Below are 12,527 nucleotides of genomic sequence, written 5' to 3'. Positions count from 1 at the left end.
AGCATTACCTTTTAAGATAATGCTTTTTCACTCAAATTGGGTCTTTTAACAATTAGATTAATGTAATTTTAATATCATAGCTTTCAAGTCCAGTCATTTTTTCACGAGCAGAAAACTGGATGTCGGAAACTTCTTTCCCTGTCTTTTTTTTGAGTTCAATAATTTTTTTTGTGATGAATTCAGAAATATCCGCTTCAGTTTTTCTTTTTAAATCTTCGACGTTCATTGTTTACCTCTCTTGATCTCTAACGTATCAACGCCAAGCATGTTACATTCCCCGTAGCGCACTTGTATAAGCGCTGATATGTTTAAAAGATAGAATGGAAAGACTAAATTATCAATGGCTTGCAGTATAATCTTCATGCAAAAGAGCTCGCGACCACACAAACCACTGTACTAAAATCTGGGTCGGTCACGAAACAACCAGCTCTCATTTCAAAAGCTTCGATGCTGCCTCGAGGATCTCTTCTGAACTGACATCACGATCAGAGGCTACATAAACTATTTTATGGTCTCCTGTCAGAGATGGAAATCCCGCTGACATCACGGGTAGGTGTGCTTTTTCCCCATTGGGAAACTCACGCATTATCGTAGTAATACCTTTCATTACGGTTACAACAACTGCAGGTTCTGCATTAAAAAAAACGATGACTTTTTTCATAATTTTACCGTGATGTCTCTTACAGAGATTGTCGGTTCAGCATACAAAAAAGGCTCCATAAGGAGCCTGAAATTTATTTTCTGAAATCTAACGAAGACTGACCAGAACGAATGTACAGTGCAATATTATCAAATGTAATCATTGTTGATTTGCAAAAAATACATTTTGCTCCGAAAGGATTTTTTTCAGTAACATCAAAGTTTGACGTTCGGTACTGAGATCCGTGGCAACACGGACATCTGAAGTGAATATTATTAGTAATAACAGTTACCTTATACAGCCACGACATTAACTGCCGTAGGGCCTTTAGGTCCCTGTTCAACACTAAATTCAACTTCCTGATTCTCATTCAGCGTCTTGAAATCATTACTCTGGATCGCAGAGAAGTGAACAAACACATCTTTACTACCATCTTTTGGAGTGATAAAACCAAAACCTTTATCAGGATTAAACCATTTAACTAAACCAGTCATTTTATTAGACATAAACATTACCTTTATTGAGTAAGCCCTTGGGCAGAATGGTCCGAAAAAAAATTATCAGAGAGAAAAGCTAACAAGGAAATCTCAACAGGAACAAGGAATAAAATTATTACAGCGACTGCTTCAGATAAATTCGTTACAAACCAGACATTCATTAACGCATGATTAACCAAACATAGCAAGGTTTAGTTTTGTAAGTAAATCTCAGCGGGTTTTGACCAAAAAAATTAATTTAAATAGCTTAAATCGAAAATTATGTCATGCTGCGTAAGACCTTTATCTATCACCCTAAGTTGTCAGGGATTTTGACTCAAGGAAGAGTCGTATTTCCTTCATGGTAAAAATTCACAAATTTATCCACGAAAACCGTCAACATCTTAATTTATAGAGCTATTATTTTTCTCTACGGTTCATTGTTAGTATTTTTACGGACTCATAAATCCGCTCACATGTCATTCCTGCCCGGTAGTTTTCATCAGCGCGTTCAGCATGGTATCGAGCTTCTTCTGCCAGGCTTCCTGGCATGTCTACGAGCATTGTGGTGTCATGGCGGATGGAAAGTTTTGTTGATTCGCTAGTTATCGAGCTGTAGAACGCTATGCTCTAGCGACTCGGAATAGGCAATCAGCCCGGTGTACTCAGGGATAACTTCGCCATCATCCGCTTCGAACTCAGGGATTGTTCCGGTAGTGATGGTGTATCGTGGCTGGCCATCTTCTTTTGCGAAGGCCGCCAGATCTTCAATCTGCTTAGCTGTAAGAACTACTGTCATGCTCATTCCTCAGTTGTTAAAAAGCCCCGCTATTGCGAGGCTTGATTGATTATGGCTAACGATTACATCGTAACGGTTATAAAAGAAGCTATTAGCCAACATGTGGTGTATGGTTGTTAACCGCCCACCAGGACAATCAACATGTCGATACTCAAAGATATCAAGATGCGTACTTTACGCCATGTGAAAAGTACTTGTCCTCATTGCTCCCGCCAGTCAAAGCACAGTCTGTCGAGAATAAAAAACAATATAACGTTAATTTGCCCCTTCTGTGGAAACATCTATCTTCCATCGGAAAGCAAACCAATAAAGTAACTGATTGACTACCAAATAAAACTCATAATCTCAGAATGTGGCAAAGCAGACATAACCTTTTATTGTTGTTCTCATTTAAGAGAATGTAACACCCAGAGTGGAGAGGGATTTTTTCTTCTCCACAATACGGCGATCAAGTTCAGCCACTGCATGCGGGCGTATGGCATCAAGAAAGGCGTTATCCTGATAGGTAGACTGGATTGTCACACCAAGTCCGGCACCACTTTCCAGTATGCTTTTCTGACTCTGTAGTTCTTTTATATCGTTATTGAGGTAATACGCTTCACTTAGGTTTTCTGCGTTCATCTTCTAACCCTGTTGTTGTTTGACTGCCTCACTGAGTCGTAAATGCGCTCACACGTCATTCCTGCCCGGTAGCGTTCGTCAGATCGCTCAGCATAATATCGAGCTTCCTCTGCAAGGCGTCCGAGCATGTCGGCGAGCACTGCGGCGTCGGCTCCGGCTGTTTTGCTTCTGACGGCAGTGGCAAGATCTGAGGTGTGCTTTGCGGCGTCCAGACGGGTGGCAAGCTTTGTTGCTTCGGTACGCAGCTGGCTAACAGTGGCAGACAGACCAGCAGCAGTGGCAGCAGATTTAGCGGCTTTCGCTTGTGCATCTTTAACAGCCTCATCACGGGCAATAATGCGCCCTTGTTCAATCATGCGTGCTGCGGTCTGTGCGTTCGCTGTTTGCGATGATTCCACGCTGTCACGCTCGGCCCACTTCTTTTCCCAACCGCGGCTGTTCCATACACTACCCGCGATGAATGCGACTGCCACCAGCAGCGAAATAGCAATGAACTGATAGCGCAGGCTCACTGGTCTATCCCCCAGCACGCCAGCGCGCTTTCCTGATCCCGTCGTTCTACCTGCCCATAGCAGCCATTTTTCTGGCCTTTGGTCAGACGACAGTCGCGGCCACCGTCTTTAATCCACCAGCGGATCGCTTCACAGGCGCCTTCACGGTCGCCAGCATTTATTCGCTTATAGAACGTAGATGGGAAACATTTTCCGGGGCCGATGTTATATGGGCAGAAAGATGCGATCCCGGCTTTCTGTGGTTCGGTCAGTGGTACCTTGATATTTCGCTCAACCCACGCCAGCGCCTTGTTGCGTTCTATGGCGTTCACCTGGGCGCATTTCTCAGCAGACAGCTTCATACCCTGAACTACTGGCTTACCATCAACCATCGTGGCGCCACGACAAATGGTCCAGAGCCCGCCGCCATCTTTGTATGCAGTGAGCCCGTTCCCCTCTTTCTCATTCAGGAACTGATCGAGGATGATTGGTGCGGATGCGCCAGCCAATACCAACCCAAGAACAGTTGCACTCAACTTTGCCCGGTTATCCATTACTCACCTTCCTTTTGTAATGCTTCGACAACTACGATTGCCGCAGTCGGACGTTCATGAATAGGTTTATCACCGACCCCTTTCAGATAGTCATTGACCATTTTTGTGCGCTTCTCGTCTTCTCTACGCCGGCGATGTGCATCCACCCGCCCATTGATGTAAGAGGTAAGCGAGATAAGCAGACCGGCTGCGCCAAAAAACATGAACACCAAATCCTGAGTGGTAAATCCAATGGCAGACGCCAGAGCTGCTACCCACGCGAAGAACTGCGTGAAGATGTTCCCTGAATCATTCATTTTCATCGTCTCTCACCTCGCCGTATGCGGGTGCAGTGTGGAGGAAATAAAAAAAGCCGCCCGAAGGCAGCCTTAAAAAGACAACTCCCACCAAATTGGCAGGATTTCAATGATTAAGCGGTGTGACGTAGTAACCACTCTTAACAGATTACGATAGTTTTTGCGTACGCATTAGCATTTTTTTGAAGTATTATCAGAGAAAACTGATGGTAACCCTCAAAAGGATATTGGTATGACGGCAGTAGCAGGCCAAGAGATTACAACTCATAAATTCATCGTTCACATTATGAACAAAGAACAACAAGGAGCAGCCACTCTGATTCCTTGCCCAGCTGAAAAACCAGTGCAGCAAGCATCACGAGATCTTGTAAACGCCCTAACTAAAAGGTATTCCGGGCGAGCGGGTAAAGGTTATGGAAAATTTGAAGACGATCGCGATAGCTATCCTATGGGAAATATCGTTGATGATTACTTTGTGAACACAACTCATTCCTTCTATGACACAAGTGTTCGCATGCTTAATCATCTGAAAGCTCGAGCTGATGATGAAGTAATGTCTACAGGTGGCTATGTTATAATTGCCCATAATGAGGTTAACGGTAATCATTATTTAATGGTTGCTATACTTACTTCTGCTTTTGGCTCAACTGTACAAGACTTTGATATTCAAGAAAGTGAGTATTTAGACATAGCAAAACTTCGCGTTGCCGGACGAATTGACCTAACAGGTAAACAAGATGGTAAAGAACGTTATATCAGTTTTCTAAAAGGACAAAATTCTGTAGCAGGGTACTTTAAAAAATTTCTTGGTTGCAATGACATTTTAATTGCGAAGCAAGAAACGACAAAATTACGAAAAGCTCTTTTAGAATTTGCAACAGAAAGAGATTTTGAACCTGAGGCACGAGAAGAATTTCTCAATCGTGCTCATGAACAATTAAAAACTCTCAATCGCTCTGGAGAAACTTTCGATACCCAAATATTCGCAAACGAACTATGGCCTGCTGACCCCGAACTTCTCGTTGCAAAACTTACAAATGAAGAACTTGAATTCTCAGACGGTTTTGTTCCAGACGGAACTGTAATCAGGGGACTAATTAGTTTTAAAGGTAAATCACGTCACTGGTCCTTAAAATTCGAACGTGCAGCCCTACATGATGGAAGCGTTCAGTATGATTCAGAGAACGATAAATTGATACTTACTGAGATTCCAGATACCCTTAGGGATGAAATCATATCAGAATTGGGTGAAGAGGATGAGCAGTAATAATCAGAGAACCTTCAAAGACTTAGTTAGCATATACAAAGCTGCTACCTTTGTAGGTAACACATCTGAAGCCTCTATTATGCTCGATAATGAAGACCTGTGTGAGATTCTGCATGATATCACACAGTATCCTAATGACTTTGGGGTAACCATCGAGTCTGGCAATCTAGTGGTCGGAGAGACCCTAACTTTACATGTAGCACCACCGAAACTTCGAATGGGGCAACTTCATTTCTCATTTAATGATTATCTTAAAAATTCTAAAAATAGGATAAAAGAAGCTAATAATTTTTTTATTGTCGATCTTAACTTTCACAATAAAGAACGCGAGCCATTGCCAATTATATCTAGATACCGCAATGTGTTACGCTTAATTACTTTATTTAAAGAATGCTCTGCATATCTCGACGAGACTAATGCTGAACTTGTTTTTGTAGACAGTAATGTTCTTAAAATACCGGTAAACTATACTGCTGAAGATCTAGTCGATTCAAATGACAGTCTCATACAAAGCTTAATCGCAAATTTTGCGGAAGATACTCATAAAGAGCAAAAGCTAACCATACTTGCTAGCAGCATAAAATCATTATGTGAATCAAAAAGTAAAGATTCTTCTTTCTCATCTATGTTAAGAGATTTGCAGCAACTATCTGAAAGCTTTCATAAAGGGTATAAAGTATTTGTATCTGGATTCTCATATGAAAAAATACTTGATCAACTTCGTGTGGCTAAAATTGAAGAGATGGGTAAAATACATAAAGTCTTCAGTGACATACAGAACCAGATACTTGGTATACCTGTCGCAACAATTATAGTCGCAACACAAATGAAACAGGCAAATGGTTGGGATAGTCAGGCTCTAATAAATACAGCTGTTGTTCTGGGTGCATTTTTCTTTACGCTGATGATTCTATTCGTCCTTTTCAACCAATGGCAAACACTTACAGCAATAAGTGACGAACTAAAGCATAAAAAAGAACAAGCAGAAAGCAATTACAAAGCAATTTACGATGATATCAAAAACACATTTGATAGTCTAACGACAAGATTGCGCGTCCAAAAAATAATTTTTGTTACCCTAGGGTTCATTGTAGCCTGCGGGTTATACTTAACTTTTAAATTTTATTTCTTCCTTACTCCATATGCAACTCAGTATCTATTCAATTGACGGCCACACAGGCCGTCTTTAATTTTATTCACTCACCATACAAATAACCGCGCCAATAAAACCTAACGCAGTTTGCATCTGTTTTCTAACCGTTCCATCTGAACATTTCCTTTTTTTAGCAATAGTACGCAGCGAGATACCTATAACGAAATGAGCAATAATTAACTCATACACATCAGGTTTATACTTGCGTAAGCGGGCCACACATCCATCAATCATAATGCCTTCATCGTCGCTGCATTGAAGCCGTGATTTCTTACCATGAGGTAAAAGTCCCTTGAACCCAGCAGCTATTGGTTGCCAGTCCACACCGCTACTGTCAGCCGCAGCCCAGGCGCCCCAACGATCCATAACTTCATACATATCACGCATCAAATATCTCCTTACGCCAGAACGCCAAGCCCATAAGCCCGGTCCAGCACTCTGATTATCATTACCGGCTGAGGAACATGTTTTTGCTCAAACTTCACCGGGTCGTTATGTAGTTCTGTATGGCACTTACGACACAAAGGGATCGCGAAAATATCATGCGCTTTCGTGGCCATCCCTCCCTGCCCCCAGCCGATTAAATGGTGTGGGTCATCTGATGGTTTACCGCAGCATTCGCAGGGCTGTGTTTTAATCCATTCCAGATACCCGGAGGACGTCCAGCGGATCCGCTTTGGACGTTTCATAAAGGTTTGCGGGGACTCAGGATCGACCAGAACACCAACTACGGGCTTAACCGCAGGCACCTGCGCTGGCGGCATGTTCACGGTTACTGTGCTGGCTTTGGCTGTAATGATGCTGGTGGCGGTTACACGCGGTTCGATATCGCATTCACGCATGACTAACTGATGTTCTTCCGAAGGAATACGAAGCGCCCGACTGGCTACTGATTCGGGAATTGCATCGGTAACACCCATACGCACCGCCCACCAGCATAGCTCCGCCAGCGACAGTTCTCTGGAAGGATCCTGATTCAGTGCCACCATGATGCTGTTGATAATCCAGCTAATGACATTACGTCTCGCCAGCTCTGCAAGTTGTTCGCTGTAGTGGTCACGCAAATGGTTATCACAATGTCCACACAGAAGAACCGATCCGGGTTCATGGCGCAGGATGGTTAACTCGTGATAATGGTAATCGCTGTGTGGCCACTGACAGCAATGGCCACCATAACGCATAAGCCAGTAATCAAGGCCACTCAAACCACCAGCAGCCTTAATAACTTTTTCATCCAGGAAGAACGGCTTCAGGGAGTCGTCACTGGCAAGTGGCTGGCGAACGTCAGGAACACGACCAGCAGGCAACCTTTCCATGCTTGCCGGCTGGCTTTCCACCAGCACACGTTCACAACTGAATAATGACATCAGCTCACTGCCCGGTTTGAGCAGCACAATTCCAAGCTCACGCGCAACCACCGGCTTCAGCAGCGCCCTCATTCTGCTATCTCCCCGATAATTATTTGTCCCTTCTCTCCCCATAATTTAGTGACGCGTGAATCCCAGATGTGAGCGTCATCTTCGTAAATGGCATCCATCAGCGCTTTCATCATGTTGTCGAAATCGGGTTTAGCCTGGTGTGGTTTACCGTTTAACTCAGCCCGTTTCTTTTTGGTCCAGCTCGCTGGCATCGGAAGCATGAAGGTGACATGCGAACCGCTTTCCGGCAGCTCAACACCCTGCAGACGAACTTCATCACAGAAAGCCCGGTAACGCAGAACCTCAGGACGCTTTTTCCATTTGTCAGCGCGCGTCATTCGGGGCTTGCCCATTGGGGTGATATCGTAGACTTTCACATTCACCTCCAGATCCGCTGTTGCCAGGTTCTGTCCTGGCGAGGAGGCTTAGATGCTTCCGGCAAGAACGCGCTGATCGTCCAGTGAATAAAGTCATTATCCAGACTACGCTCGGTCTTAATCTGCTTTGCTTTATAGTTGGCTTCCAGTTCGTCAGCCTGCTCAGTGGTGAGATGTGTATGTTGAAACCAGCTTTTCTTCATAACGCACCTCTGGATGCGGCAAAAAGAAAATCGCTGGCGTTGGTTAACGTCAGTATGAGGGATTGCTTGAATTGATCTTGCGCCATGGGGCTTTTCTCCTGTGGCGCAGCAGGTATAGGTTGTTCAGACCTATGACGGGAGTGTAACAGATTTTTGGGTAACGCGATAACCAGCCCTTTCCAGCATCTGGGTAAACAACGTAGGTGTACCAATAATTTCATTATCCTGAAGAGGCATGAAAGACACCATGCTACCGCGACGGTACATCAGGGCGCGCTCACACTCAGGAAATGATTGCAGCCTGGCAACGATGACTCCATCGTGACATCTGATGACTGCGTAGCCTTTTTTGGGCAATCCTAATTTTTCTTTCACTTAAACTCCCCCATGCAAACGGGATAAAAGTAACACCCAAAATAATTAATAAAACCAGTCGTCAGCACTTTCCCAGGTTTCCTGGAGGATAGTCTCAATTTTCTTTTTATCTTCCTTGTCACCACCAAACACACTTAAACCATCGGAGCCTGCACGTCGTATGCTCAAGCTGCAATTCTCATAGTGGTTTCCCAACCTTTTAAGCAATTCTTTCTCCAGCGCCGGAACTGCTCCCTTTGGAAGTTCTTTAGTACGATCAATGGTTAGTTCAACTTTCATATTAGCCTCCACTGCATATACTGTATATTTGTACAGTACACCGATACATTGAAATGATCAATGACTTAAGAGCACAAATTGTTAACCTTAGCCTATAAATGAGATGCAAAAAAAACCCGCCGAAGCGGGTTCAATCCAATGAGGACTTGTTGTTTTGACACCATTGTAAGTATTGAGATATCAACGTCCTTAAATTTGGATAACTGCTTTGATTGGGATTGATTGCGCAACTTTCATATGCTCGTCTCCCCCTGCAACTTTTTCAGGTTCTGTCTAACATACCCAATCAAAATAACAACTGTGTCAGGTATCCCATAATAATCGCCATGCCCAAAATAACGGTCAGAAATGCAGCAATCAAGGGTGTTTTGAACATTGATTTAAGCAGTATTACTTCCGTCAGACTAGCTCCTGCGCTACCAATAATCAGAGCCATTACTGCTCCCGTTCCCATGCCTTTATCCATCAAGACTGATGCCAACGGAATTACTGCCTCAGCACGTATATACAACGGTATTCCAATAATTGCACTTAGTGGAATCGCAAACGGATTATCATTCCCAGCATGAGCAGCAATCCACTCTGCAGGTATAAAACCGTAGATAAACGACCCTATAACAATACCTAACATCAGATAAGGTAATACATCTTTAAATTGAGTCCAGGCATCCTGAAATGCCAGTCGTATCGCACCAGGCTCTCTTACTACACTTTTCGGGAAGAATTGTTTATTTGTTTGGCCCGTCTCGCAGCTCAATTCACAATTTGTGCCCCGAAATGCTGAGAAACTCTTAAACGTTTCTTGTGGTTTAGAACAACTATTAGCCCCTATGTCCTGTTGATTTGATACAGAGCAGCAAGCTGAAACACTCTGTAGTTTAGTTTCAGGAGTTTTTCCACTGCTAACACCACAACAGCTAGCCAGCGGTTTTGATGTTTCGACAATATGTCGGTCAAAACCAAGCACATCTAACAAAATACTTGCCAGTACGGAAACTGTTGCAGCTATAACAGCGTATAGCAGGGTAACTTTCCAACCAAAAGTAACCCACATCAGACCAATGATTATCGGGTTAAGCAGAGGTGAAACAAACAAGAATGTAAGTGTTGGACCGAAGCCTGCTTTTGCTGATAACAGTCCGCGTAACATGGGAATTGTAGAGCAGCTGCAAAACGGTGTTACAGCTCCTAACAGCGATGCAAGTATGTAACCTCTCCCCTTTCTCGCCCCTAACATTCTTTGAATCTTTTGGTCCGGAATTTTTTGCCTGATAAGGCTAACACCCGCACTAATCAGAAAAAAAAGCGCAGACAACTCGACAGCAAGAAACAAGAACATCTCTGCCGCGTTAGTAAACATAGAAATCCAGCTATTCATGACCCCCCCATAAACCATATTTCTAGAATAATCGAATTATTGAGGTTAGATCAACATATTTCTGGTATTATCGAAATATCAATAGATGAGGAAGGTACCATGCAACTAGAAGAAGTAGCTAAAGCTATGAAAGAATTAGGACATCCAACACGTTTGTTTATTTTCAAACACCTTGTTAAAGCCGGTGAACAAGGTTTACCTGTAGGTGATCTACAAAAACAACTTGCGATTCCATCTTCAACACTGAGTCATCATATATCCGCTCTTGTTTCCGTAGGTCTGGTCAAACAAAATCGCGAAAGCCGCTCCTTAATCTGCGTTTCTCAATATGACAAGTTAGAGTCGATTATTGATTTTCTACGCGAAGAATGTTGCATCAACAGTCCAAAGATTTAAATCGAGGCAATCCATTGTTTTTATTTGATAAAGGAGCCGCCTAAATAACAGGCGGCTCTCCTGTCGCTTATTTCAATTTTTTGCCTGCATCATCAACGACTTTCTCGCCATCTTCCTTGGCGAAAGCCCCTTTCTGAGCATCAGGAAGGATATCCAGAACAACTTCAGAAGGACGGCACAGTTTGGTTCCCAGCGGTGTTACCACGATGGGGCGATTAATCAGGATCGGATGCTGCAACATAAAGTTAATTAACTGGTCGTCAGTAAATTTATCTTCGGCAAGACCCAGTTCCTCATATGGCTCGACGTTCTTACGTAGTAACGCCCGGACGGAAATGCCCATATCAGCAATGAGTTTGACCAGCTCATCGCGTGAAGGTGGAGTCTCAAGGTAAAGAATAACGGTCGGCTCATTACCGCTGTTGCGGATCATCTCAAGCGTGTTACGCGACGTGCCGCAGGCAGGATTGTGATAAATGGTGATGTTGCTCATATCAGTATCTCATTACAAAGTGAAAGAGAGACGTAGCGCCAGCGCTGCCAGCGTTACAAACAGCACAGGCAGAGTCATGATAATCCCGGTGCGGAAATAGTATCCCCACGTGATGGTCATATTCTTCTGTGAAAGTACATGTAGCCAGAGCAGCGTTGCCAGGCTACCAATAGGTGTGATTTTCGGCCCCAGATCGCAGCCAATCACGTTGGCATAAATCATCGCCTCTTTGATGACGCCGGTTGCGGTACTGCCATCAATAGAAAGAGCGCCAACCAGCACGGTAGGCATGTTGTTCATGATGGAAGACAGGAAAGCCGTCAGGAAGCCAGTACCCAGCGTCGCGGCCCAGAGTCCTTTATCAGCCAGCACGTTCAGAACACCTGAAAGATATTCGGTTAGCCCTGCGTTGCGCAGACCGTAAACTACCAGGTACATCCCCAATGAGAAGATGACGATCTGCCAGGGTGCACCATGTAGCACTTTACCAGTGTTAATGGCATGGCCTCGTTTCGCCACTGCAAACAGAATTATCGCCCCAACCGCTGCAATCGCACTAACGGGAATACCGAGCGGCTCGAGGACGAAGAAACCAACAAGCAGGAGAATCAGAACTATCCAGCCAGTGCGGAATGTAGCCGTATCTTTTATTGCCTCTGTTGGTTTCTTTAGGAGGGCCAGATCGTAAGTTGGCGGGATGTCCTTGCGGAAAAACAGATGCAGCATAATTAGTGTGGCAATAATGGCGGCGATATCGACCGGTACCATCACCGATGCATATTCGGTGAATCCCAGACCAAAGAAGTCCGCCGAAACAATATTCACCAGGTTCGACACGATAAGCGGCAGGCTGGCAGTATCGGCAATAAACCCGGCTGCCATGACGAATGCCAGCGTGGTACCTTTGCTGAATCCTAATGCCAGCAGCATAGCAATAACGATTGGTGTCAAAATAAGTGCCGCACCATCGTTGGCAAACAGTGCCGCCACCGCTGCGCCGAGCAGGACGATATAGGTAAAGAGCAAACGGCCACGACCGTTACCCCAGCGTGAAACATGCAATGCCGCCCATTCGAAAAAGCCTGATTCATCGAGCAGCAGGCTGATGATAATCACCGCAATAAAGGTCGCTGTCGCGTTCCAGACGATATTCCACACCACCGGAATATCGCCTATATGCACAACGCCAGAAATCAAAGCCAGGCCCGCGCCCAGCGTTGCACTCCAGCCGATCCCTAATCCTTTCGGTTGACAGATAACCAAGACAATGGTCAGGACAAAAATAGCGCCTGCCAGTAACATACACCCTCC

At 44.4% G+C, this 12,527-nt stretch carries 22 protein-coding genes and 1 pseudogene; 4 read left to right on the top strand and 19 right to left on the bottom strand.

The features are described from left to right. Positions 1-52 precede the first annotated feature (52 nt). The 6 genes and pseudogenes from FDX14_RS12050 to FDX14_RS12025 all read right to left on the bottom strand — a co-directional run bounded on the left by FDX14_RS12050 (position 53) and on the right by FDX14_RS12025 (position 1,915). Positions 53-226 (bottom strand): GnsA/GnsB family addiction module toxin, encoded by a 174-nt coding sequence (locus FDX14_RS12050; RefSeq protein ID WP_079224595.1) that lies wholly within the window; start codon positions 224-226, stop codon positions 53-55. Positions 227-430: 204 nt separating this feature from the next. Beyond that, the gene (locus FDX14_RS12045; RefSeq protein WP_000756041.1) at positions 431-661 is read right to left on the bottom strand and encodes a hypothetical protein; all 231 of its coding nucleotides are present in this window, start codon (positions 659-661) and stop codon (positions 431-433) included. A 73-nt stretch (positions 662-734) separates the two neighbouring features. Further along, a complete protein-coding gene (ymcF, locus tag FDX14_RS12040) occupies positions 735-923 on the bottom strand; it encodes a cold shock small protein YmcF (RefSeq protein WP_079226178.1) in 189 nt (62 codons plus the stop codon). A 10-nt stretch (positions 924-933) separates the two neighbouring features. Continuing rightward, the gene (cspG, locus tag FDX14_RS12035; RefSeq protein ID WP_079224597.1) at positions 934-1,146 is read right to left on the bottom strand and encodes a cold shock protein CspG; all 213 of its coding nucleotides are present in this window, start codon (positions 1,144-1,146) and stop codon (positions 934-936) included. Positions 1,147-1,536: 390 nt separating this feature from the next. Beyond that, positions 1,537-1,689 (bottom strand): annotated as a pseudogene (locus FDX14_RS12030) (DUF2514 family protein); the annotation flags it as partial. 28 nt (positions 1,690-1,717) lie between these two features. Then, positions 1,718-1,915 (bottom strand): hypothetical protein, encoded by a 198-nt coding sequence (locus FDX14_RS12025; protein ID WP_032943055.1) that lies wholly within the window; start codon positions 1,913-1,915, stop codon positions 1,718-1,720. 141 nt (positions 1,916-2,056) lie between these two features. Between FDX14_RS12025 and FDX14_RS25340 the strand changes: the two genes are divergently transcribed. Further along, positions 2,057-2,230 (top strand): YnfU family zinc-binding protein, encoded by a 174-nt coding sequence (locus tag FDX14_RS25340; protein ID WP_213083834.1) that lies wholly within the window; start codon positions 2,057-2,059, stop codon positions 2,228-2,230. Between the two features lie 75 nt (positions 2,231-2,305). On the opposite strand, the gene FDX14_RS12020 is transcribed toward FDX14_RS25340, so the two are convergent. From FDX14_RS12020 to FDX14_RS12005, 4 genes are read right to left on the bottom strand one after another with little or no spacing between them, the layout of a single operon-like run. Beyond that, positions 2,306-2,536, bottom strand: a complete 231-nt coding sequence (locus tag FDX14_RS12020) for a hypothetical protein (RefSeq protein WP_121528904.1) — start codon at positions 2,534-2,536, stop codon at positions 2,306-2,308. Next, positions 2,533-3,048 (bottom strand): DUF2514 domain-containing protein, encoded by a 516-nt coding sequence (locus FDX14_RS12015; protein WP_161959056.1) that lies wholly within the window; start codon positions 3,046-3,048, stop codon positions 2,533-2,535. Before FDX14_RS12015 ends, FDX14_RS12020 begins: the two co-directional genes overlap by 4 nt. Then, positions 3,045-3,581 carry a lysozyme gene (locus FDX14_RS12010; RefSeq protein ID WP_121528902.1) on the bottom strand — a complete coding sequence of 179 codons (537 nt, stop codon included), beginning with the start codon at positions 3,579-3,581 and terminating at the stop codon, positions 3,045-3,047. The genes FDX14_RS12015 and FDX14_RS12010 overlap by 4 nt, the downstream gene beginning before the upstream one ends. After that, positions 3,581-3,883, bottom strand: coding sequence for a hypothetical protein (locus FDX14_RS12005; protein ID WP_137349606.1), 303 nt, complete (start codon positions 3,881-3,883; stop codon positions 3,581-3,583). The genes FDX14_RS12010 and FDX14_RS12005 overlap by 1 nt, the downstream gene beginning before the upstream one ends. Before the next feature lie 226 nt (positions 3,884-4,109). Between FDX14_RS12005 and FDX14_RS12000 the strand changes: the two genes are divergently transcribed. Together FDX14_RS12000 and FDX14_RS11995 are read left to right on the top strand one after the other, a co-directional pair. Further along, the gene (locus tag FDX14_RS12000) at positions 4,110-5,144 is read left to right on the top strand and encodes a nucleoid-associated protein (RefSeq protein ID WP_121528900.1); all 1,035 of its coding nucleotides are present in this window, start codon (positions 4,110-4,112) and stop codon (positions 5,142-5,144) included. Continuing rightward, the gene (locus tag FDX14_RS11995; protein ID WP_121528899.1) at positions 5,134-6,312 is read left to right on the top strand and encodes a hypothetical protein; all 1,179 of its coding nucleotides are present in this window, start codon (positions 5,134-5,136) and stop codon (positions 6,310-6,312) included. Before FDX14_RS12000 ends, FDX14_RS11995 begins: the two co-directional genes overlap by 11 nt. Positions 6,313-6,336: 24 nt before the next feature. On the opposite strand, the gene FDX14_RS11990 is transcribed toward FDX14_RS11995, so the two are convergent. From FDX14_RS11990 to FDX14_RS11960, 7 genes are all read right to left on the bottom strand, one after another. Continuing rightward, positions 6,337-6,684 carry an antiterminator Q family protein gene (locus FDX14_RS11990; RefSeq protein ID WP_121528898.1) on the bottom strand — a complete coding sequence of 116 codons (348 nt, stop codon included), beginning with the start codon at positions 6,682-6,684 and terminating at the stop codon, positions 6,337-6,339. Between the two features lie 11 nt (positions 6,685-6,695). Then, positions 6,696-7,736, bottom strand: coding sequence for a DUF968 domain-containing protein (locus FDX14_RS11985; protein WP_121528897.1), 1,041 nt, complete (start codon positions 7,734-7,736; stop codon positions 6,696-6,698). Then, entirely contained in the window at positions 7,733-8,092 is a 360-nt protein-coding gene (locus FDX14_RS11980; protein ID WP_121528896.1) for a RusA family crossover junction endodeoxyribonuclease, read from the bottom strand. Before FDX14_RS11980 ends, FDX14_RS11985 begins: the two co-directional genes overlap by 4 nt. A gap of 2 nt (positions 8,093-8,094) precedes the next feature. After that, positions 8,095-8,295, bottom strand: a complete 201-nt coding sequence (locus FDX14_RS11975) for a hypothetical protein (RefSeq protein WP_121528895.1) — start codon at positions 8,293-8,295, stop codon at positions 8,095-8,097. Positions 8,296-8,424: 129 nt separating this feature from the next. Next, positions 8,425-8,670 carry a hypothetical protein gene (locus tag FDX14_RS11970; RefSeq protein ID WP_071681812.1) on the bottom strand — a complete coding sequence of 82 codons (246 nt, stop codon included), beginning with the start codon at positions 8,668-8,670 and terminating at the stop codon, positions 8,425-8,427. 45 nt (positions 8,671-8,715) lie between these two features. Further along, entirely contained in the window at positions 8,716-8,949 is a 234-nt protein-coding gene (locus tag FDX14_RS11965; protein WP_038641360.1) for a DinI family protein, read from the bottom strand. 286 nt (positions 8,950-9,235) lie between these two features. Continuing rightward, a complete protein-coding gene (locus FDX14_RS11960; RefSeq protein WP_044700597.1) occupies positions 9,236-10,327 on the bottom strand; it encodes a permease in 1,092 nt (363 codons plus the stop codon). 99 nt (positions 10,328-10,426) lie between these two features. On the opposite strand from FDX14_RS11960, the gene FDX14_RS11955 reads away from it, so the two are divergent. Next, positions 10,427-10,723 (top strand): ArsR/SmtB family transcription factor, encoded by a 297-nt coding sequence (locus tag FDX14_RS11955; protein ID WP_038641364.1) that lies wholly within the window; start codon positions 10,427-10,429, stop codon positions 10,721-10,723. A gap of 67 nt (positions 10,724-10,790) precedes the next feature. On the opposite strand, the gene arsC is transcribed toward FDX14_RS11955, so the two are convergent. Together arsC and arsB are read right to left on the bottom strand one after the other, a co-directional pair. Beyond that, the gene (gene arsC / locus FDX14_RS11950) at positions 10,791-11,216 is read right to left on the bottom strand and encodes a glutaredoxin-dependent arsenate reductase (RefSeq protein WP_038641366.1); all 426 of its coding nucleotides are present in this window, start codon (positions 11,214-11,216) and stop codon (positions 10,791-10,793) included. 12 nt (positions 11,217-11,228) lie between these two features. Then, entirely contained in the window at positions 11,229-12,518 is a 1,290-nt protein-coding gene (gene arsB, locus FDX14_RS11945; protein WP_038641369.1) for an arsenite efflux transporter membrane subunit ArsB, read from the bottom strand. Positions 12,519-12,527 lie beyond the last annotated feature (9 nt).

The sequence above is a fragment of the Citrobacter sp. wls710 genome (assembly GCF_005281115.1).
GTDB lineage: Bacteria > Pseudomonadota > Gammaproteobacteria > Enterobacterales > Enterobacteriaceae > Citrobacter > Citrobacter werkmanii.
This window is presented reverse-complemented; position numbering and strand designations above follow the sequence as displayed.

Excerpts from the sequence above, each read along its gene's own strand:
- FDX14_RS12050 (WP_079224595.1), bottom strand. The coding sequence starts at position 226 with ATGAACGTCGAAGATTTAAAAAGAAAAACTGAAGCGGATATTTCTGAA.
- FDX14_RS12045 (WP_000756041.1), bottom strand. The coding sequence starts at position 661 with ATGAAAAAAGTCATCGTTTTTTTTAATGCAGAACCTGCAGTTGTTGTA.
- cspG (WP_079224597.1), bottom strand. The coding sequence starts at position 1,146 with ATGTCTAATAAAATGACTGGTTTAGTTAAATGGTTTAATCCTGATAAA.
- FDX14_RS12025 (WP_032943055.1), bottom strand. The coding sequence starts at position 1,915 with ATGACAGTAGTTCTTACAGCTAAGCAGATTGAAGATCTGGCGGCCTTC.
- FDX14_RS25340 (WP_213083834.1), top strand. The coding sequence starts at position 2,057 with ATGTCGATACTCAAAGATATCAAGATGCGTACTTTACGCCATGTGAAA.
- FDX14_RS12020 (WP_121528904.1), bottom strand. The coding sequence starts at position 2,536 with ATGAACGCAGAAAACCTAAGTGAAGCGTATTACCTCAATAACGATATA.
- FDX14_RS12010 (WP_121528902.1), bottom strand. The coding sequence starts at position 3,581 with ATGGATAACCGGGCAAAGTTGAGTGCAACTGTTCTTGGGTTGGTATTG.
- FDX14_RS12005 (WP_137349606.1), bottom strand. The coding sequence starts at position 3,883 with ATGAAAATGAATGATTCAGGGAACATCTTCACGCAGTTCTTCGCGTGG.
- FDX14_RS12000 (WP_121528900.1), top strand. The coding sequence starts at position 4,110 with ATGACGGCAGTAGCAGGCCAAGAGATTACAACTCATAAATTCATCGTT.
- FDX14_RS11995 (WP_121528899.1), top strand. The coding sequence starts at position 5,134 with ATGAGCAGTAATAATCAGAGAACCTTCAAAGACTTAGTTAGCATATAC.
- FDX14_RS11990 (WP_121528898.1), bottom strand. The coding sequence starts at position 6,684 with ATGCGTGATATGTATGAAGTTATGGATCGTTGGGGCGCCTGGGCTGCG.
- FDX14_RS11985 (WP_121528897.1), bottom strand. The coding sequence starts at position 7,736 with ATGAGGGCGCTGCTGAAGCCGGTGGTTGCGCGTGAGCTTGGAATTGTG.
- FDX14_RS11975 (WP_121528895.1), bottom strand. The coding sequence starts at position 8,295 with ATGAAGAAAAGCTGGTTTCAACATACACATCTCACCACTGAGCAGGCT.
- FDX14_RS11965 (WP_038641360.1), bottom strand. The coding sequence starts at position 8,949 with ATGAAAGTTGAACTAACCATTGATCGTACTAAAGAACTTCCAAAGGGA.
- FDX14_RS11960 (WP_044700597.1), bottom strand. The coding sequence starts at position 10,327 with ATGAATAGCTGGATTTCTATGTTTACTAACGCGGCAGAGATGTTCTTG.
- FDX14_RS11955 (WP_038641364.1), top strand. The coding sequence starts at position 10,427 with ATGCAACTAGAAGAAGTAGCTAAAGCTATGAAAGAATTAGGACATCCA.
- arsC (WP_038641366.1), bottom strand. The coding sequence starts at position 11,216 with ATGAGCAACATCACCATTTATCACAATCCTGCCTGCGGCACGTCGCGT.
- arsB (WP_038641369.1), bottom strand. The coding sequence starts at position 12,518 with ATGTTACTGGCAGGCGCTATTTTTGTCCTGACCATTGTCTTGGTTATC.